This window comes from Sphingomonas asaccharolytica NBRC 15499, from assembly GCF_001598355.1.
In the GTDB taxonomy this organism is placed as follows: Bacteria; Pseudomonadota; Alphaproteobacteria; order Sphingomonadales; family Sphingomonadaceae; genus Sphingomonas; species Sphingomonas asaccharolytica.
Genome location: NZ_BCYU01000007.1, coordinates 1 through 18,639, shown reverse-complemented (window position 1 = coordinate 18,639; position 18,639 = coordinate 1). Strand labels below are relative to the sequence as shown.

At 65.3% G+C, this 18,639-nt stretch carries 16 protein-coding genes and 1 tRNA gene; 6 read left to right on the top strand and 11 right to left on the bottom strand.

Annotated elements, in window-relative coordinates:
- Positions 1–36: 36 nt before the first annotated feature.
- The 5 genes from SAS01S_RS02915 to SAS01S_RS02895 form a co-directional block, all read right to left on the bottom strand.
- A complete protein-coding gene (locus SAS01S_RS02915; RefSeq protein WP_066804547.1) occupies positions 37–930 on the bottom strand; it encodes a class III extradiol dioxygenase subunit beta in 894 nt (297 codons plus the stop codon).
- Between the two features lie 2 nt (positions 931–932).
- Positions 933–1,379, bottom strand: a complete 447-nt coding sequence (ligA, locus tag SAS01S_RS02910; protein WP_066804543.1) for a protocatechuate 4,5-dioxygenase subunit alpha — start codon at positions 1,377–1,379, stop codon at positions 933–935.
- Entirely contained in the window at positions 1,376–2,401 is a 1,026-nt protein-coding gene (locus tag SAS01S_RS02905; protein WP_066804540.1) for an amidohydrolase family protein, read from the bottom strand. Before SAS01S_RS02905 ends, ligA begins: the two co-directional genes overlap by 4 nt.
- Positions 2,398–3,270, bottom strand: coding sequence for an NAD(P)-dependent oxidoreductase (locus SAS01S_RS02900; RefSeq protein ID WP_066804538.1), 873 nt, complete (start codon positions 3,268–3,270; stop codon positions 2,398–2,400). Before SAS01S_RS02900 ends, SAS01S_RS02905 begins: the two co-directional genes overlap by 4 nt.
- A 78-nt stretch (positions 3,271–3,348) precedes the next feature.
- Complete coding sequence (locus SAS01S_RS02895; protein WP_066804535.1) at positions 3,349–4,539, bottom strand: LysR family transcriptional regulator; 1,191 nt, start codon at positions 4,537–4,539, stop codon at positions 3,349–3,351.
- A gap of 102 nt (positions 4,540–4,641) precedes the next feature.
- Between SAS01S_RS02895 and SAS01S_RS02890 the strand changes: the two genes are divergently transcribed.
- The 5 genes from SAS01S_RS02890 (at position 4,642) to SAS01S_RS02870 (ending at position 11,385) form a co-directional block, all read left to right on the top strand.
- Positions 4,642–5,316, top strand: a complete 675-nt coding sequence (locus SAS01S_RS02890) for a 4-carboxy-4-hydroxy-2-oxoadipate aldolase/oxaloacetate decarboxylase (protein ID WP_066804532.1) — start codon at positions 4,642–4,644, stop codon at positions 5,314–5,316.
- Positions 5,309–6,364: a 4-oxalomesaconate tautomerase gene (locus SAS01S_RS02885; RefSeq protein WP_066804529.1), complete on the top strand. Its 1,056-nt coding sequence runs from the start codon at positions 5,309–5,311 to the stop codon at positions 6,362–6,364. The genes SAS01S_RS02890 and SAS01S_RS02885 overlap by 8 nt, the downstream gene beginning before the upstream one ends.
- Complete coding sequence (locus tag SAS01S_RS02880; protein ID WP_066804526.1) at positions 6,361–7,251, top strand: amidohydrolase family protein; 891 nt, start codon at positions 6,361–6,363, stop codon at positions 7,249–7,251. Before SAS01S_RS02885 ends, SAS01S_RS02880 begins: the two co-directional genes overlap by 4 nt.
- Positions 7,252–7,754: 503 nt before the next feature.
- Positions 7,755–10,277 (top strand): TonB-dependent receptor, encoded by a 2,523-nt coding sequence (locus tag SAS01S_RS02875; protein WP_245656733.1) that lies wholly within the window; start codon positions 7,755–7,757, stop codon positions 10,275–10,277.
- Positions 10,278–10,281: 4 nt separating this feature from the next.
- Entirely contained in the window at positions 10,282–11,385 is a 1,104-nt protein-coding gene (locus SAS01S_RS02870; RefSeq protein WP_066804523.1) for an NAD(P)-dependent alcohol dehydrogenase, read from the top strand.
- A 154-nt stretch (positions 11,386–11,539) separates the two neighbouring features.
- On the opposite strand, the gene SAS01S_RS02865 is transcribed toward SAS01S_RS02870, so the two are convergent.
- The 6 genes from SAS01S_RS02865 to SAS01S_RS02840 all read right to left on the bottom strand — a co-directional run bounded on the left by SAS01S_RS02865 (position 11,540) and on the right by SAS01S_RS02840 (position 17,441).
- Positions 11,540–11,615: transfer RNA gene (locus tag SAS01S_RS02865), tRNA-Lys, on the bottom strand.
- 122 nt (positions 11,616–11,737) lie between these two features.
- Entirely contained in the window at positions 11,738–12,865 is a 1,128-nt protein-coding gene (rodA, locus tag SAS01S_RS02860) for a rod shape-determining protein RodA (RefSeq protein WP_066804520.1), read from the bottom strand.
- 9 nt (positions 12,866–12,874) lie between these two features.
- Positions 12,875–14,950: a penicillin-binding protein 2 gene (mrdA, locus tag SAS01S_RS02855; RefSeq protein WP_066804518.1), complete on the bottom strand. Its 2,076-nt coding sequence runs from the start codon at positions 14,948–14,950 to the stop codon at positions 12,875–12,877.
- Positions 14,947–15,456 (bottom strand): rod shape-determining protein MreD, encoded by a 510-nt coding sequence (mreD, locus tag SAS01S_RS02850; protein ID WP_066804516.1) that lies wholly within the window; start codon positions 15,454–15,456, stop codon positions 14,947–14,949. The genes mrdA and mreD overlap by 4 nt, the downstream gene beginning before the upstream one ends.
- Positions 15,453–16,328: a rod shape-determining protein MreC gene (locus SAS01S_RS02845; protein ID WP_066804513.1), complete on the bottom strand. Its 876-nt coding sequence runs from the start codon at positions 16,326–16,328 to the stop codon at positions 15,453–15,455. The genes mreD and SAS01S_RS02845 overlap by 4 nt, the downstream gene beginning before the upstream one ends.
- 69 nt (positions 16,329–16,397) lie before the next feature.
- Entirely contained in the window at positions 16,398–17,441 is a 1,044-nt protein-coding gene (locus SAS01S_RS02840; protein ID WP_066583527.1) for a rod shape-determining protein, read from the bottom strand.
- Positions 17,442–17,584: 143 nt separating this feature from the next.
- On the opposite strand from SAS01S_RS02840, the gene mutL reads away from it, so the two are divergent.
- The coding region (mutL, locus tag SAS01S_RS02835) for a DNA mismatch repair endonuclease MutL (protein ID WP_157082646.1) at positions 17,585–18,639 on the top strand (1,055 nt) is incomplete at its 3' end.

Below are 18,639 nucleotides of genomic sequence, written 5' to 3'. Positions count from 1 at the left end.
CATGTCTCCTGATCGAAATCTGCGCGGGGGAGCGGGCTATTCGGCGGCGAGCGCCGCGTCGTAATCGCCGGTCATATCCAGGCCTTCGCCATTGTCGGGCCGCAGCACGATATGGCCGATCGCGGTATTGCTGCAGGGCACGTGATAATGGCGATGCAACGCCCGGGTGCGCTTGCCCAGGGCGCCGCGCATGATCAGCCACATCACCATCTCGATCCCTTCGGACCCGGTCTCGCGGAGATATTCGATATGCGGGATACGGCGTAGATGATCGCTCTCGCCGACCAGTCCGTCGAGGAAGCGATTGTCCCATTCGGGATTGATCAGCCCGGCGCGCGGACCCTGAAGCTGGTGGCTCATCCCGCCGGTGCCCCACACCTGGACGTTCAGATCCTCCGGGAAGCTCGCGACGGCGCGCGCAATCGCCTCGCCGAGCGCCCAGCAGCGATTGCCCGAAGGCGGCGGATAGGTGACGACGTTGACCGCCAGCGGCACGACCTTGCACGGCCAGGCGTCGGGCTTGCCGAACATCATCGACAGCGGAACGGTCAGGCCGTGGTCGACATCCATCTCGTTGATGATCGTCATGTCGAATTCGTCGAGGATCAGGCTCTGCGCGATGTGCCACGCGAGATCGGGATGCCCTTCGACCTCGGGCACCTGACGCGGTCCCCAGCCTTCATCGGCCGGCTTGTAGCGCTCACCGCAACCGATCGCGAAGGTCGGGATGATCTTCATGTCGAAGGCGGAGGCGTGGTCGTTATAGACCAGAATCACGACATCGGGCCGTTCGGCCTTTTCCCAGGCGCGGGTCCAGTCGTAGCCGGCGAAGATCGGCGAGAAATAATCGTCCGAATCCTTGCCGAAATCGGATGCGACGCCGAGCAGCGGCACATGGCTCGACGCGACGCCGGCGGTGATGATTGCCATGATCAGCGGCTCCCTCGTTTGTCTTCGCCGGCGCCGGCATCGCGATTGGCCTTGATCGAGCGCTGGCCCTCGGGCGAGCGCCCGCCGGCGACCATCATTTTGGTGTAATCCTCGAAATTCATGTCGGTCATCGTCGAGACTGCCTGCGCGAAGCTGAGTCCGTCGGTCGAGAACAGCTTAGCCAGGAAATAGACATTGCCGCCCAAATCGAGGCAGCGATTGTAATCCCGCGCCAGGATGGCGTCCTTCTGGTCGTCGGACAGCGGCCATTCGTCGAGATAGGCGCGCTCGTCCGCTTTGAAGCGCTCGCGATTTTCGGCCTTCATCAGGCTCATCGCGAACTGGTTCATATGATAGCCTTGGCGCGCGCGTTTCGCGGTGAACACGCGCGTGCCGGGAATGTCGTCCAACTCGGCGAGGTACGAATGGATGTCCTCGGGCTCGCTCATCGCCCCTTCTCCTTCAATTGCTGATCGAGGCGCGGGAAGACGCGGCGGGCATTCCCTTCGAAGATCGCGTGCCGTTCGCCATCGCCGATCGGGAGCGCATCGACATAGCGTTTGGTGTCGTCGAAATATTGGCCGGTTTCCGGATCGATGCCGCGCACCGCGCCGACCATCTCGCTGCCGAACAGGATATTCTTGCTGTCGATCACCTTGGTAAGCAGGTCGATGCCCGGCTGATGATAGACGCAGGTATCGAAATACACGTTGTTCATGACGTGCACGGCGAGCGCGGGTTTCTTGAGCATGTCGGCCAGCCCGCGATAGCGGCCCCAATGATAGGGCACCGCGCCGCCGCCATGCGGGATGATGAAGCGCAGCGTCGGAAAGTCCCTGAACAGGTCGCCCTCGATCAGCTGCATGAAGGCGATCGTGTCGGCGGCGATGTAATAGGCGCCGGTCGCGTGTAGCCCAGGATTGCAGCTGCCCGAAACGTGGATCATCGCCGGCACGTCCAGCTCGACCATCTTCTCGTAGAATGGATACCAGAAATGGTCGGTCAGCGGCGGCGCGGTGAAATGGCCGCCACCGGGATCGGGGTTTAGGTTGCAACCGATAAAGCCGAGTTCTGTGACGCAGCGCTCAAGTTCCTTGATCGAGCCCGCAAGGTCCGCCTTCGGATTCTGCGGCAGCATGCAGACGCCGGCGAAAACGTCCGGATAGAGATCGACGCAGCGCTTGATCAGGTCGTTATTGACCTGCGCCCAGGCGGTCGCGACCGCCTCGTCGCCGACATGCGGCGCCATTGCCGAGGCACGTGGGCTGAAGATCGTAATGTCCGCGCCGCGTTCGCGGATCAGCCGGATCTGGTTCGCTTCCAGGCTTTCGCGAATCTCGTCGTCGGAGATGGCGGGGTAGGGGGGCGGGGTCCCGCCTTCCTTGAACGCGGCCTTCTGCGCCTCGCGCCACTCGCTATGGGCGGCGGGCACCGTGGTGTAATGGCCGTGGCAGTCGATCACCAACGTCATGCAGCCTGTTCCTTCGATCGGCCGAGTAATGCCGCGAGCTTGGCGTCGAGCGTGGCGGCGGGGGACAAAGCGCGCGATCCGATGGCGCGCTGGCGCTCGACCGTTCCGCGGCTCATCGCCGATCCGGTGCCGAGCGCGTCGAGCGTCCGCACCACTTCCTCCATCTCGGCCGCGCGACGCAGGCCATGCACCATCATCCGGTCGAGATTGTAATCGGCCCGACGGCTCCAGTCGGCACCCGGCCAGCTGGCGTCGAGCGAGGCGATGACCTCGTCGCGGACGCCCGCCGCGTCAGCCGCCAGTACGCATTCGGCAGTCAGCGCCTCGATTCCCTTGACCATCACCGATCGGATCATCTTGATCGCCGATGCCGTGCCGATCCCGCCGGCGATGACGCGGACATTGCCGAAGCCGATCGCGCCCAGCGCCTGCGCGGCCCGCTCGGCCTGGGGGCCGCTGACCAACAGCGGCACGGCGCGCCCGGCGGGATGCACCGGCGCCATGACCGCGATGTCTATATAATGCGCGCCGGCTTGCTCGATCGCGCCCACCGCCTCGCGTTTCGTCTGCGGCGCGACCGAATTCATGTCGCAATAGAGCGCATTCGGTTCGATACCGCGCGCGGTCTCGCGTGCCGCCGCGAGCGCCTTGTCTGCGGTCACCAGCGACAGGATCAGCCCGGCCCCTTCGACCGCAGCCTGGTTGGTCAGCGCGCCCTGCACACCGAGCCGGTCGTAATCGTTCAGCTTGGCGCGGCGGGTCGGGCCGACATAAGTCTTGCGGTCATAGGCACGGGCGGGCCGGCCGAGCCCGTCGGCGAACGCCTGTCCGGCTTCGCCAAATCCGATAAAGGCAATCCCTCCGTCCATGACCCAGCGCTAGCCGCTATGTCCGCCGAGGCCCCAATCGGTTTGCCGGGATCGCTATCGGAATTCCTGAAGTCCGATTCAGATGATGGTCGAGCGAAGCAGTTCGAGAAACCGCGCCTGGGGCAGGGTGGGGCGCCAATGTTCGCGGGTCGTGACGCCGATCGTTCGAATGCTGTGCTCCAGCCGCGGGCCGATCGTGGTCAGCAGGCCGCCATCGACCTCTAGCGCCACCTGGTCGGGCGACAGCAGGGTCAGGAAGTCGCCATCGGCGAGCACGCCGCGGATGACCATCACCGATCCGCATTCGATCGGCGCGCGCGGGCGGGGACGGCCAGCGAACAAGGCTTCCCATTGCAGACGGAGCGGCGTTCCCGGCTGGCCGACGATCCAGGGATAGTCGGCCAGTTGATCGAGCGACGGCCGCTCGACCTGCGCGAGCGGGTGCCCGGCGCGACCGATCACTGCGAGCCGGTCGACCATCAGCGGCTCTTGCACGCAATCGGGCGGGGCGGTCGGACGAAGCGCGCCGATCATCAGGTCGAGCACACCGTCACGCAACGGATCGACCAGCTCGCGCCACGACCCCTCGACCACGTCGATCATCGTCCCGGGAAAATCGCGCGTGAACCGCGCGATCGCCGCGGGGAGGATCAACGCGCGGCACAGCGGCATCGCGCCGATCACCACGCTTCCGCCACCCTCGGGCTCGGCCGCGACTTCCGCGATCAGCGCGGCAAGTTCGCTTCGCGCGAGCCTGATCCCGCGGGCCAGCTTGACGCCTGATGGCGACAGCGCGACGCCGCGTCCGCGCCGTTCGACCAGCGGGGTGGCGCACAGCTGTTCGAGGTCGCGGACCGCGCGATGGATAGCGGGCTGCGACAGGCTTGTGGCGTCGGCCGCGCCGACGAAACTGCCGGCATCCGCCACCGCGAGGAACGCGCGCAATTGGGTCGCCGTCATCAGCAATTCGGGCCGCGCGAAACTGCGCGCGCCGCCTCGCGCGGTGGCGCGGGTGGCGGTGGTCAGATGGTTGAGTGCGGCATCTACGCGTTCGCTCGCCAACTGGCCCTCGGGCGTCGCCGACATCCCGTCGGGGCGGCGTTCGAACAGCGCCGCACCCAGTTGGCGCTCCAGCTTGGCGAGCCCCTGGGTCAGCGCCGGCTGCGACAGGCTCACCGCGTCGGCCGCAGCGCTCATGCTGCCGTGGCGGACGATCGCCGATATCGCGCGCAAATGCCGGATGTTGAGGTCGAATGCATTGGTAATCATACGCGATCATAGCAAAAACTTATCGCTGGGGGATAATTGTGAATGCCGCCTCTTCGGCGCCTTCTCTAGCGCTGACGGGGAATGTTTTGAGGCGAGGTGGATATGGCTGGTCGAGTGGTTCGCAACATCGCGCGCGCCGATGCGTCGGTGATCGACGGGCTGGCGCGTGCCGGCGTCGCCACGGTGCACGAGGCACAAGGCCGGGTCGGACTGCTCGCCAGCCGGATGCGGCCGATCTATCCCGGCGCGCGGATCGCCGGATCGGCCGTCACGATCTCGGCACCGCCCGGCGACAATTGGATGGTCCATGTCGCGATCGAACAGTTGCGGGACGGCGATATCCTGGTGCTGGCGCCGACCAGTCCATGCGAGGACGGCTATTTCGGCGACCTCTTGGCGACCTCGGCGATGGCGCGGGGATGCCGTGGGCTGGTGATCGATGCGGGCGTGCGCGACGTTCGCGATCTGACGCAGATGGGTTTCCCGGTCTGGTCGAAGGCGGTGTTCGCGCAAGGAACGGTCAAGGCGACATTGGGATCGGTCAACGTGCCGATCGTCTGCGCCCGGGCGGCGATCGAACCGGGGGACGTGATCGTCGCCGATGATGACGGGGTGTGTGTGGTTAGGCGCACCGACGCGGCTGCGGTGCTCAAAAAGGCGCAGGCGCGCGAGGCCGCGGAGGAATCGAAGCGCAAGCGGCTGGCGGCGGGCGAGCTCGGGCTCGACATCTACGACATGCGCGGCAAGCTCGAGGCGATGGGGCTCGTCTATGAGTGACGGCGTGCGGTGCATGTGGATGCGTGGCGGCACGTCCAAGGGGGCCTTCTTCCTCGCCGACGATCTGCCGCGCGAGAAAGCCCAGCGCGACGCATTCTTGCTTCGCGTGATGGGGTCGCCCGATCCGCGCCAGATCGACGGCATGGGCGGCGCCGATCCCTTGACTTCCAAGGTCGCCGTCGTAGCCAAATCCAACCGCCCCGGCGTCGATGTCGATTATCTGTTCCTCCAGGTGTTCGTCGACCAGGCGATCGTCACCGATGCTCAGAATTGCGGTAATATGCTCGCGGGAGTCGGACCGTTCGCGATCGAGCGCGGCTTGGTCGCGGCGACCGGCGAGGAGACCCGCGTCGCGATCTTCATGGAAAATACCGGGCAGATCGCGGTCGCCACCGTGCGGACGCGCGACGGCGTACCAGTCTATCATGGCGAGGCGCGGATCGATGGCGTGCCGGGCAATGCGGCGCCGGTACCGCTGGAATTCCGCGATACTGCCGGATCGTCGTGCGGCGCGTTGCTGCCGACTGGCAACGCGGTCGACATGATAGAGGGCGTGGCCTGCACGCTGATCGACAATGGCATGCCGTGCGTCGTGTTCAGCGCGGCCGAGGTGAGCGCGACCGGCTATGAGGATCGCGAGACGCTCGACAACGACATGGCGCTCAAGGCGCGGATCGAGGCGATCCGGCTCAAGGCCGGGCCGCTGATGAACCTGGGCGACGTGACCGAGAAATCGGTGCCCAAGATGATGCTGGTGGCGCCGCCGCGGCAGGGCGGGGCAGTGACGGTGAGGAGCTTCATCCCGCATCGCGCGCACGCAACGATCGGCGTGCTCGGCGCGGTCAGCGTGGCTACTGCCTGCCTGGTTCCCGGCTCACCCGCGGCTGCGGTCGCGGCCATTCCGGACGGGCCGGTCAAGACGCTGTCGGTCGAGCATCCGACCGGCGAGATGAGCTGTGTGCTGACGTTGGACGACGATGGTCAGGTCGCGACCGCCGCCTTGCTCCGCACCGCTCGCAAACTGATGGATGGCGAGGTGTTCGGATGAGTATCGACGCGAACGGGCGTATCCGCAGCTGGACCGAATCGCCTTCGAGCCCGCATTTCGTGCCGCCACCCGGTGCGATCGACGCGCATTGCCACGTCTTCGGGCCCGCCGCGCAATTCCCGTTCAGCGCGAAAGCCAAATATTCGCCGCAGGACGCCGGCCCCGACATGCTATTCGCGCTGCGCGAGCGGCTGGGGTTCGACCGCAACGTCATCGTCCAGGCGAGCTGCCACGGTACCGATAACGCCGCGACGCTGGACGCGATCGCGCGATCGAACGGCAAGGCCAGGGGAGTCGCTGTGGTCGACCCCGCCATCGGCGAAGCCGAGTTGCAAGCGCTGCACGACGGCGGCATCCGCGGCATCCGCTTCAACTTCCTCAAGCGGTTGGTCGACGACGCGCCCAAGGACAAGTTCCTCGATGTGGCGGGGCGGTTGCCATCGGGCTGGCACGTCGTGGTCTATTTCGAGGCGGATATCCTGGAGGAATTGCGGCCGTTCCTCGACGCGATCCCGGTCCCGCTGGTAATTGACCACATGGGCCGCCCCGATGTCAGCCAGGGGCCCGACGGCGCCGACATGCGCGCGCTCCGGCGGTTGCTCGACAGCCGCGACGACATCTGGTTCAAGGCGACCTGTCCCGACCGGCTCGATCCCGCCGGCCCGCCCTGGGATGACTTCGCGACCGCCGTCTTGCCGCTGATCGCCGATTATCCCGATCGCGCTTTGTGGGGCACCGATTGGCCACACCCCAATATGCAGGATGCGATCCCCGACGACGGCGCGCTGGTCGATATGATCCCACGTATCGCCCCGACGGCCGAATTGCAGCGCAAGCTGCTGATCGACAATCCGGAGCGGCTGTACTGGCCGGAGATCATCGACTGACCGCAGGCTCTCGCGGGTGCAGGGAATCGCATATGCATTGAGCCCGCTGCGAAGAGTCCATAACCGTCGAAATCAGCGTCACCCGTCATGCCGGCCTTGTGCCGGCATCCACCGCGCCGCGTACCCAGCGGCCGTTGGACAACTACCACGGTGGATGCCGGGACGAGCCCGGCATGACAAAGGGTGGAGCGGAATCGTCTCAATCCCAAGCGGCGTATTCTTGGCACCGAGAGGATATGAAGAGCGGCAAACGAGTCAATTCGCCACGCGAGCTCCATTCGCGATTTCCCTGCCGCAGGCCGGACCCGGTTCGCGTGAGTCCATAACCGCCATTCGCTCCAATCCAAGCCGACGGGGTCGGCGCGCGCTACCAAGCTTCCTCAGACCGTTCGAAACGGCCGGGTTCAGGGGAGGACAATTTGCGCACGTCAATCATCGGCATCCTGTTGGGGACCACCGTCATCCTGCCGTCGCTCGCGCATGCGCAGGCGGCGCCGCCCCCGGTGGATCCGTCCCAGGTTGAGACCAATAACGGCATTCCCGATATCGTCGTCACCGCGCAGAAGCGGTCCGAAAATGTCCAGGACGTGCCGATCGCCATCTCGGCCTTCACCGCCGATACGCTGAAGGAGCGCGCGGTCACCAGCATCGCCCAGCTGTCGGCGATCGCGCCCAACGTCAATCTCGATGCGGGCACGCCTTTTTCCGGCTCCACCGCCGTGCTGTCCGCCTATATTCGCGGCATCGGGTCGGACGATTTCGCCTTCAACATCGATCCCGGCGTCGGCATCTATCTCGACGGCGTCTATCTGGCACGGACGGTCGGCGCCAACCAGGACCTGCCTGACGTGGAGCGCGTCGAGATTCTGAAGGGACCGCAGGGGACGTTGTTCGGGCGCAACACGATCGGCGGCGCGATCTCGATCGTCACCCACGACCCCGGCAAGACCTTTCGCGTCAGCGGCGACATGACCGTCGGCAGCTTCAACCTGCTCCAGGCGCGCGGCACGGTCGACGTTCCGATCGCCGATGGGTTGTCCTCGTCGCTGACCTTCGGGGTGCGGACGCGCGACGGTTTTCTGAAGCGCATTCCCTATCCCGATGCGCGCGCGAACAATTCGCCGTCCTATACCCAGTTCGACGCGGCGGGGCGTGAGAGCGCGCGGCGCGAAGGCGCCAACGACAATTTCAACCTGCGCGGCAAGCTCAAATGGGACAATGGCGGCCCGGTCCGGCTGACCCTGTCGGGCGATTACAGCCGCGACAAGGGAACATCGGCCAACAAGCTGCTGGGAACCGCCGAAACCGTGCCGGGCAATTTTGCCGGCACGACCAACCTGCCGGGCACCGCCTTCGATCCGACCGGCACCACCGGTTCGCTATTCGCCGGGCTGTACAATTTCTGCATCGGCGCCACGTCGGCACAAATCGCCGCGCGTGGCGCGCAGGCGCTGTGCGGGGTGACGAGCACCCAGTACAGCCCGCAATTCAAGCTGCCGAGCGTCGCCAGCGTCAATGTCGACGGCAATCCCAATAACGACCGGCTGCCCTGGGACAGCCGCTTCGTCATTGCCGATCCCGACCGCAGCTACGCCACTGGCAACAGCTATTCCAATCTCCAGAATTGGGGCGTGTCCGGCATCGTCGATATCGACCTGGCGAAGAATGTCGCGATCAAGTCGATCACCGCGTATCGCGCCTTGCACTGGAATGCCGGTCTCGACGCCGACGGCTCGCCGCTCAATTTCCTGCAGCTCAGCTTCAAGATGAACCAGTGGCAGTTCAGCCAGGAAGTGCAGCTGCTCGGCAAGGCGTTCGACAACAAGCTCAACTATGTGGTCGGGGCCTATTATTTCAAGGAAGCCGGCGACCTGCACGATTATGTCACCTTCGCCGAGGGGCTGGTCCAGGTCGACGGTCCCAATACGCTCAAGACCGAGAATTACGCCGCCTTCGGACAAGTGGATTTCCGCCCGATAGACCTGATCGGCATCACGCTGGGCGGCCGCTACACGCGCGAAAACAAGCAATTCGAGGGCGGGCAGCAGGAACTCAACGGGTTCAACTACAAATTGTTCGGCTGTTCCGACGCCAATGGCAACATCACGCCCAACGGCCCGTTCCCGCTTGCGCCAGTGACATGCCAGCAGGGATTGTCCTTCCCCGATCCGAACAATCCGGTCCGCGTCTATGTGCCGGGCGTCAACCGCAAGACCTTCACCAACTTCTCGCCCAAGGTCGGCATCCAGCTGCATGCCGCCAAGGACATCCTGTTCTATGGCAGCTGGTCGAAGGGCTATAAGACCGGCGGCTGGACCACGCGCCTGACCAATCCGCAGGGCAATGTCGCGCCGGGCTTCGATGAGGAGAAGGCAACAACCTGGGAAGCGGGCGTCAAGTCGACCTGGTTCGATCACAAGCTGCAGCTCAACGCCGCAGCTTACACCACCGACTATCAGGGCATCCAGCTCAACATCCAGATCGGAACCTCGCCGACCATCGCCAATGCCGGCAATGCGCGCATCAAGGGCTTCGAGGTGGAGATGGTCGCAGCACCGGTGGCCGGCCTGACGATCAACGGATCGGTCGGCTATACCGATGCCTATTACACCTATGTCTCCCCGGCCGCGACGGCGGTGGGCGGGGCCAATGTCTTCCAGGCTGGAACATTGGTCGGGGCAGCCCTGCCGAAGACGCCGAAATGGCAGATCAGCCTCAGCCCGCGCTATGAAACCAGGCTGGGCAATGGCGGATCGCTGACATTGCTCGCCGATTGGAGCCACACCACCAGCGCGTGGAACGACGCGCAGCGCACCTATCTGTTGTTCCGGCCGACCACCAATACGGTCAATGCCAGCCTGTCCTATCGCGAGCCCGGCGACCATTGGACGCTAACGGTTGGCGGCACCAACCTGACCGACGGCCGCTATCTCACCTCGGGCGGATCGAACATTTCGGCGGGGGCGTTCTTCGGGACCTATAACCGGCCGCGTGAATGGTATGCCAAGTTTGGCTTCCGGTTCTGATCCGATGGAGCGACTGACGGCACAGGCTGCGATCGTCGAGGCGCCGGGCGGCGAGTTCACGCTCGCCCCGGTTACGATCGACCCGCCCGGACCCGAGCAGGTTCGGGTCGCCATTCACGCCTGCGGTGTCTGCCACACCGACATGGTGATGCGCGAGGGCGGATTGCCAATCCCCTTTCCGGTGGTGCTGGGCCATGAAGGGGCCGGGGTGGTCGAGGCGGTAGGCTCGGCGGTCGAGGGGATCGCGCCGGGCGATCATGTGCTGCTCAGCTTCCACAGTTGCGGCCGATGCGCGGCGTGCGGCGATCATCAGCCTGGCTATTGCAACGAATTCGTCCCGCGCAATTTTCTCGGTGCGCGGACGCCGGGGGAGGGCGATATCCGGCGCGATGGATCGGCGGTCGGGGGCAACATCTTCGGCCAATCGGCTTTCGCCACCTCGGCGCTTGCGCATGCCGACAATGTGGTGTCGATCGACCCCGCCTTGCCGCTCGCCTTGCTCGCCCCGCTCGGCTGCGGCATCCAGACCGGTGCCGGCACGGTGATGGAAACGCTGCGCCTGCAACCCGGCCAATCGATAGCGGTATTCGGCGCCGGCGCGGTCGGGCTGGCCGCGGTGATGGCCGCACGGATTCTCGGTGCGGGCAGGATCGCGGTGCTCGACCTCCATCCCGCCCGCCTCGATCTGGCACGCGATCTCGGCGCGACGGAAACGGTCGATGCGATCGAACGGCTGTCGGGCGGGTTCGACTATATCGTCGACACGACCGGTGTTCCGGCATTGGTGGAACGCGCGATCGATCTGCTTGCACCGCGTGGAACGCTGGCGCTGGTCGGCGCCTATCCGCCCGGCGGAGCGATCTCCGTCGATCCCTCCGCCATCATGGCTGTCGGCCGACGTGTCGTTGGCGTGGTAGAGGGCGGCATCGACCCCCGGCGCTTCATTCCCAGGCTCATAGATCATTATCGCGCCGGCCAATTACCGCTAGAAAAGCTTGTCCGGACCTATCCCTTTGCCGAGATCGAACGCGCATTCGCCGCCTCCAGCGACGGATCGGTGGTCAAGCCGGTGCTGGTGATGCCGGTAGCCGGCGCGCTGCCGGGATGACGATAGGCGGTGTCTTCGCCCCAACGAAGCGCGTCAGCTGTACGAACATCAATTGCGGAACGAGATATGGTAGCGGCGGTTGCCAACCTCGTGCATCCGCCGTCAAGCCGCCCGTTGGCTGGCCCATTTCACGCCCGTTAAGTCATTGAAAAAATGGTGGACGCACTAGGGCTCGAACCTAGGACCCGCTGATTAAGAGTCAGCTGCTCTACCAACTGAGCTATGCGTCCATGCCGGCTTGCGGCTGCCGCTGTTAAGAGCGGCCCCCCGGACGGGGAGGGGGGCAATTACCATCGCACGCGCGCTTTGCAACCCCTTTTTTGCGCCGCCGCAATTGGCGTCCGCCTGGGCGTTACCAGCGAGTCTGTTGTCGGTTCTGGCGGTCGAGCGACATCAGGATGCCGATGCACAACAGCACCGTCAGCTGCGACGATCCGCCGAAACTGATCAGCGGCAACGGCACGCCGACCACCGGCGCCATGCCCATCACCATCGCCATGTTGATCGAGACGTAGAAGAACAGGGTGGTAGCAAGGCCGGCGGCTGTGAGGCGCGCGAAGCGGCCCTGCGAGCGTAACGCGACATTGACAGCCCACCAGATGATCGTGAACCACGCGATGACCAGCAGCACGCCGCCGACTAGCCCCCATTCCTCCATCATCGTCGCCAAGGCGAAGTCTGTATGACCCTCGGGCAGATAATCGAGATGGCTCTGCGTTCCGTTGAGGAATCCCTTGCCGAAAATCCCGCCCGATCCGATCGCGATCTTCGACTGGCTGATGTGATAGCCGGTGCCGAGCGGATCGCTTTCGGGATCCATGAAGATCAGGATGCGGTTGCGCTGGTAATCGTGGAGCACGAAGTTGAACGCGATCGGCGCCAGGATCGCACCGGCCAGTCCGCCGCCGATGAACAGGCGCAGCGGGACGCCGGCGAGGAACATCACTGTGATCCCGCCCGCGGTGATCATGAGCGCGGTACCGAGATCAGGCTGGAGCATGACCAGCGCGGCGGGGATGCCGATCAGTACCAAGGGCGGCCAGATCGCGCCGAACTTGCGGATCTCGGCCGGGGGCAGCATCTCGTAGAAGCGCGCGCAGGCGAGCACGATGAAGGGCTTCATCAATTCGGATGGCTGCAGCCGGATGATGCCGAGTTCGAGCCAGCGCTGGCCACCGCCGGCAACCTTGCCGAGGATCTCGACGCCCAGCAACATCAGGATGATGACGCCGTAGACCGGCAGGCTGATCGAACTCCAGGTGCTTTCGCGCACGCGCGACAGGGCCATCGCGCCGCCGAGCAGGACGAAGAAGCGGACACCCTGCGACAGCGCCCAGGGGCGGATATGTCCGCCCGCCGCCGAATAGAGCACCAGCAGGTCGAAACAGCCGATCGCCAGGACCAGCAGGATGACCTTCCACGGCAATTGCGCGAGCGGCTCGGGCACGAAGCCGAGATTGGCGGAGGAACCTTTAGTCATTGCCAAGTCTCATTGATCGACCTCGCGCGATCCTTCTTCGGCCGGCTGCGCGGTGTTGGCGATCGCCGCCGCCGACGAATTGGCGGCATCGGTCGCCGCCTCGACTGCCGGGGCGTCGGTCGGTGCCGCGGTGGCGTTGGTTTCGGTCTGCGCGCCCTGTACCAGCGAGATCTGGCTCTTATAGGCGGCGGTCTCGGCGGCCATGCGCGTGGCGATATCGCCGCCCCAGGTCGGCTCGACCTCGGCCAGCGACTTCAGCGCGCGGTCGCGGTCAAGCAGATAGGTGATGATGTCGCGCCCGATCCCCGGCGTGTCGAGGTTGGTCACCGTATGGCCGCCATGTTCGAGCACGACGGCGGCGGCATATTTTGGATTTTCGACCGGCGCGAAGCAGATGAACAGGGCATGGTCGCGCATCTTGAAAGGCAGTGAGGCGTTCGAGCGGACGCCGCCCGCGCGCTCGGCCATGGTGATACGCCGAACCTGGGCGGTGCCCGTCTTGGCGCCTAGTGAGGCGCCGGGAATGTTAAGCCGGGCACGGCCGCCGGTGCCGCCCTGATTGACCACGCCGTACATGGCGTCGCGGATATAGGCGAGGTGTTCCGGGTTGAGCGGCAGTGGGTTGGCGATCGGCGCGTTGCCGTTCATCACGATGCGCGGCTGCAACGACCGGCCCGAGGCGATGCGCGAGGCCATCACTGCGAGCTGGATCGGATTGGCCAGCACATAGCCCTGACCGATTGACGCGTTGAGCGAATCGGCGACGGTCCAGTCGGCCTTGTACTTCCTGAGCTTCCACGCGCTGTCGGGGACCGTGCCATAGCGCTGAGTCGAGAAGGGAAGGTCGAACTTCTGCCCGAGCCCCAGCGTCCGCGCGACCGGCGCCACCTGGTCGTAGCCGAGCCGCCGGACCATCTCGTAGAAATAGATGTCGCAGCTGGCCATGATCGCTTGCTTGAGGTTGAGCGGGCCGTGCCCCGACTTCTTGTGGCAGTGGAAAATGCCGTTGCCGACCCGGAGTGCGCCGCCGCAGCTGATGCGGTCATCGGGACTGACCCCCGCACGCAGCAGCGCCAGCCCGTTCATCGGCTTGACCGTCGATCCCGGTGGGTAAAGCCCCTGGAGGATCTTGTTCATCAACGGCACGTGGTCGTTGTCCGACAGCATCTTCCATTCGAGATGGCTGATACCGTCGGAAAAGCTGTTGGGGTCGTAAGCCGGCATCGACACGAAGGCGAGCAAGTCGCCGCTGGTGATGTCGATGACCACCGCCGAACCCGAATTGGTCCCGAGCCGGCGCGCGGCATATTCCTGCAATCCCGCGTCGATGGTCAGCCGTTGATTGTGTCCCGGCACGTCCTGCCGCGTTGCCAGTTCGCGCACCAATTTGCCATGCGCCGTGACTTCCACGCGCTTGGCACCGGGCGAGCCGCGTAATTTCTCTTCCAGCGCCTTTTCAAGGCCGTCCTTACCGATCTTGAAGCCCGGGGTGATGAACAGCGGGTTCTTCGTCTGCTTGTACTGTTCGGCCGAGGCCGCGCCGACATAGCCGGTCAGATGCGCAACTGCAGGGCCGGCCGGGTAGCTGCGCGAATAGCCGCGCGTCGGCGCCACGCCGGGCAGTTCGGGAAGCCGCACCTGGATCGCGGCGAACCGGTCCCAATCGAGATTTTCCGCGACCTGAACCGGCTGGAAGCCGGCGGCGCGCTTGAGGTCGGTCTGGATCCGCGCGATCTGTTCGGGGGGTAGCGACAAAAGGTGCTGAAGCAGTTTCAACACCTGATCGGTCTGCTCCTTGGGCAGGCGGTCGGGGATGATGTCGACGCGGAAATCGGTGCGGTTGTTGGCGATCGGATGACCGTAGCGGTCGATGATCCAGCCGCGGCGTGGTGGGATCATCGTCAGGTTGACGCGATTGCTTTCCGCCAGCAGCTGGTAGCGCTGGTTCTCGATGACCGCGAGCCAGGTCATGCGGCTGGCCAGCGCCACCGCGACCGCGCCTTGCGCCGCGCCCAGCACGATCGCGCGGCGCGAAAAGCTGTAGGATTGCTGGACCTCGTTGACCAGGCGCGTCGGGCGGTTCACGCACGGCTCCTTTTGAGATCGAGCCAGGCAATCAATCGCGCAATGAAGGGATAGAGCAGCACCGCGACGATCACCTGGAACAACAACAGGGTATCGACATGCGCCTCTATCCCGGTCGCGATCAAGCGCCCTCCGATCAACGCAAAGGCGATCGCGCCGGTCGCCAGCACCCAATCCTGCCAGAAATCGCGCGCCACCAGCCGCTGGTCGAGCATATCGATCGCTAGAAACGCCATGCTCCACAACATCACCGCGCTGCCCAATGGCTGGCCACTGACCAGGTCGTCGAACAGCCCGAACGGAATCGGCGCCCAGACCCGCAAGGCTTCGGGGCGCATCAACCGCCAGCCGAGCAGGATCATCAGGCCGAACGGCGGCAGCACGGGGAAGGTTGCGATGAACGGTATTACGGTGACCAGCGACCCCGCCATCACCGAACCGACGGGGATGAGCCATTGGCCAGTGGGCGAGGTCTGGGGAGCGAAGGCGCTTGGTGGCCTACTCACGGACGCGTGTCCGGGGCGGGTGGCGGCGGTGGCGGCAAATAGGTCTTCATCACCGTGGCGAAATCGAGTGCGTCGGGGCGCGCCAGCGGCATGGCGAGCGCGCTGTCGCGGCCGCGCTCGGTGACCTTGGCGACCGGCACGTTGGGCGGGAAGATGCCGCCGGTCCCCGAGGTCACCAGGATGTCGCCAGGGGCGAACTGGCCCGTCGTCATGGCAATCGGGCGCACTTCGAGCAGGCCGTCGCCGCGCCCGGCGGCGAAGCCCGGCGCGCCGTCCTTCAGGCGCCGCACCGGTATCACGCTTTCCGGGTCGATGATCATCAGCACGCGGGCGGTGTCCGGACCCGCCTCGATCACCCGGCCGACCAGCCCATCGGGGCCGCGCACCGGCATGCCGGCATGCACGCCTTGGGCGATGCCGGCATAGACCAGGGCATAGCGCCGCGTGCTCGATGCCGACGAGCTCACCAGCCGCGCATTGATGATGTCCTCAATCGCCGGCTCGCGCATGTTGAGCAGCTTCTTGAGGCGGATATTCTCATAGGCGATCGCGCGCGCCTTCAGCAGCACTTGCTCCTGGCGCTGGACCTGCTCCTTCAGTCGCGCATTCTCGCCATGCACGCCGAAATAGCTGCCGATCCAGCCGGGAATCGACCCGATCCCTCGCACGACAGAGCCTACGCCCCAGCTGACCGGCGCGGTGACTTCCGCCGTCCCGGCGCGCAACGCCGAAAAAGCGGGCGGGTCGAGCTTCGAGATCAGCAACAGGATCGCGCCCACGAGCACGCCCGCGATCGCGATCACGTAGCCGATGAACAGACTATATTGCGCCCGCCGCGAATAACCCGGGCGCCGGTTGCGTGGCGACGCCATTCACTTCCCTCGCACCCCGAAGTCCCGGGATTCTTTCGCTCTCAGGCTTGGATCAGGCCCGAGACTCAATCAAGCGTTATGCAGAACGCCACGGAACATCGGATCTTCCAGCGCGCGGCCGGTGCCCAGTGCGACGCAAGTCAGCGGGTCCTCGGCGATCGTCACCGGCAGGCCGGTTTCGTCGCGCAGCACTTCGTCGATCCCCGCCAGCAGCGCACCGCCGCCGGTGAGCACGATGCCCTGGTCGACGATGTCGGCGGCGAGTTCGGGCGCCGTATTCTCGAGCGCGATGCGCACCCCTTCAACGATCGTCCCCACCGGCTCGGACAGCGCCTCGGCGATCTGGCCCTGGTTGATCTGGATTTCCTTGGGCACGCCGTTGACCAGGTCGCGACCCTTGATGTGGATCGTCTGGCCGATGCCGTCGGCGGGCGGCTTCGCCGTGCCGACTTCCTGCTTGATCCGCTCGGCAGTCGCTTCGCCGATCAGCAGATTATGGTTGCGGCGGACATAGGAGACGATCGCTTCGTCCATCTTGTCGCCGCCGACGCGGACCGACGTGGTATAGGCAAGGCCACGCAGCGACAGCACCGCGACCTCGGTAGTGCCGCCGCCGATATCGACGACCATCGATCCGATCGGCTCGGTTACCGGCATGTCGGCACCGATCGCGGCGGCCATCGGTTCCTCGATCAGCCAAACCTGGCTGGCACCGGCGTTCGACGCCGCATCGCGGATCGCGCGGCGCTCGACCGAGGTCGATCCCGACGGCACGCAGATCACGATCTGCGGCCAGCGCATGAAGCGGCGTTGCCCGCCATGCACCTTGTGGATGAAGTGCTTGATCATCTGTTCGGCGACGTCGATGTCGGCGATGACGCCGTCGCGTAAGGGACGGATCGCCTGGATGCTGTCCGGCGTCTTGCCCATCATTAGCTTGGCGTCGTCGCCGACGGCCTTGACCTTCTTGACCCCGTTGATCGTCTCGACCGCCACGACCGACGGTTCGTTGAGGACGACGCCGCGGCCACGCAGATAGACGACGGTATTGGCCGTCCCCAGATCGATCGCCATGTCATGCGACATGAATTTGAAGAAACGCGAGAAGACCATTTCGTTTTTGACCGTCCGAATTCGAGGCCGATGTGACAGCATGCGCCGGGTTGTTTCATCCCGTCCGCCAAAGCCAAATCCGGGCTCCGGTTTATTGGCATTTGCGGTCGCGGGATGGCGTCGCTTGGTCTAGAGTCAAACCCATGTCAATACGCCGCCTTCCAGAGCATCTCGTCAACCGTATCGCCGCGGGTGAAGTGGTAGAAAGACCCGCCAGTGCGTTGAAGGAATTGGTCGAAAACGCGGTCGATGCGGGGGCGACCCGAATTGCCGTCAAGCTGGCCTCTGGCGGCGTGGATTTGATCGAAGTCATCGACGACGGATGCGGCATGACCGCGGCCGATATGGCGCTCGCGCTCGAGCGCCACGCCACCTCGAAACTGCCAGATGAGGCAATCGAAAATGTCGTCACCTTGGGCTTTCGCGGCGAGGCGTTGCCGTCGATCGCCAGCGTCGCCCGGCTGACGCTCGAAAGCCGCGTGCGCGGTGCCGATGGCTGGCGGCGCGTGGTCGACAACGGCGCGGTGGTGGAGGAAGGGCCTGCGGCCCTTCCGCCTGGGACGCGCGTTCGCGTCGAGGCACTGTTCGACAGAGTCCCTGCGCGGCGCAAGTTCCTGCGCTCGCCGCGCGCGGAATATGGCGCGAGCCTCGACGTGGTACGCCGCCTGGCGATGGCACGACCCGATATCGCCTTCTCGGTCGAGCATGACGGGCGGCGCGCACTCTCGACCAACGCGCCCGAGGATCGCCCCGGCCGCGTCGCGGCGCTGACCGACCGCGCGTTGATCGAGAACAGCGTTGCTATCGACCTCGCGCGCGAGGGCGTGCGGCTGGGCGGCGTGGCGGGGCTGCCAACCTTCAACCGCGGCGTCGCCGATCACCAATATCTGTTCGTCAATGGGCGCCCGGTGAAGGACCGATTGCTCGCGGGGGCGGTGCGCGGAGCTTATGCCGAGATGCTGGCGCGTGACCGGCATCCGGTAGTGGCACTCTTCCTCGACCTTCCCGCCGACATGGTCGACGTCAACGTCCACCCAGCCAAAACCGAGGTCCGATTCCGCGAGCCGCAAATGATCCGCGGGCTGATCGTCAGCGGCCTGCGCCGTGCGCTCGACGACGCGGGCCATCGCAGCGCGCAACGGCCCGACGAAGCGGCGCTCGCCGCGTGGCGGCCCGAGCCGATCGCGCCGACGCCAAC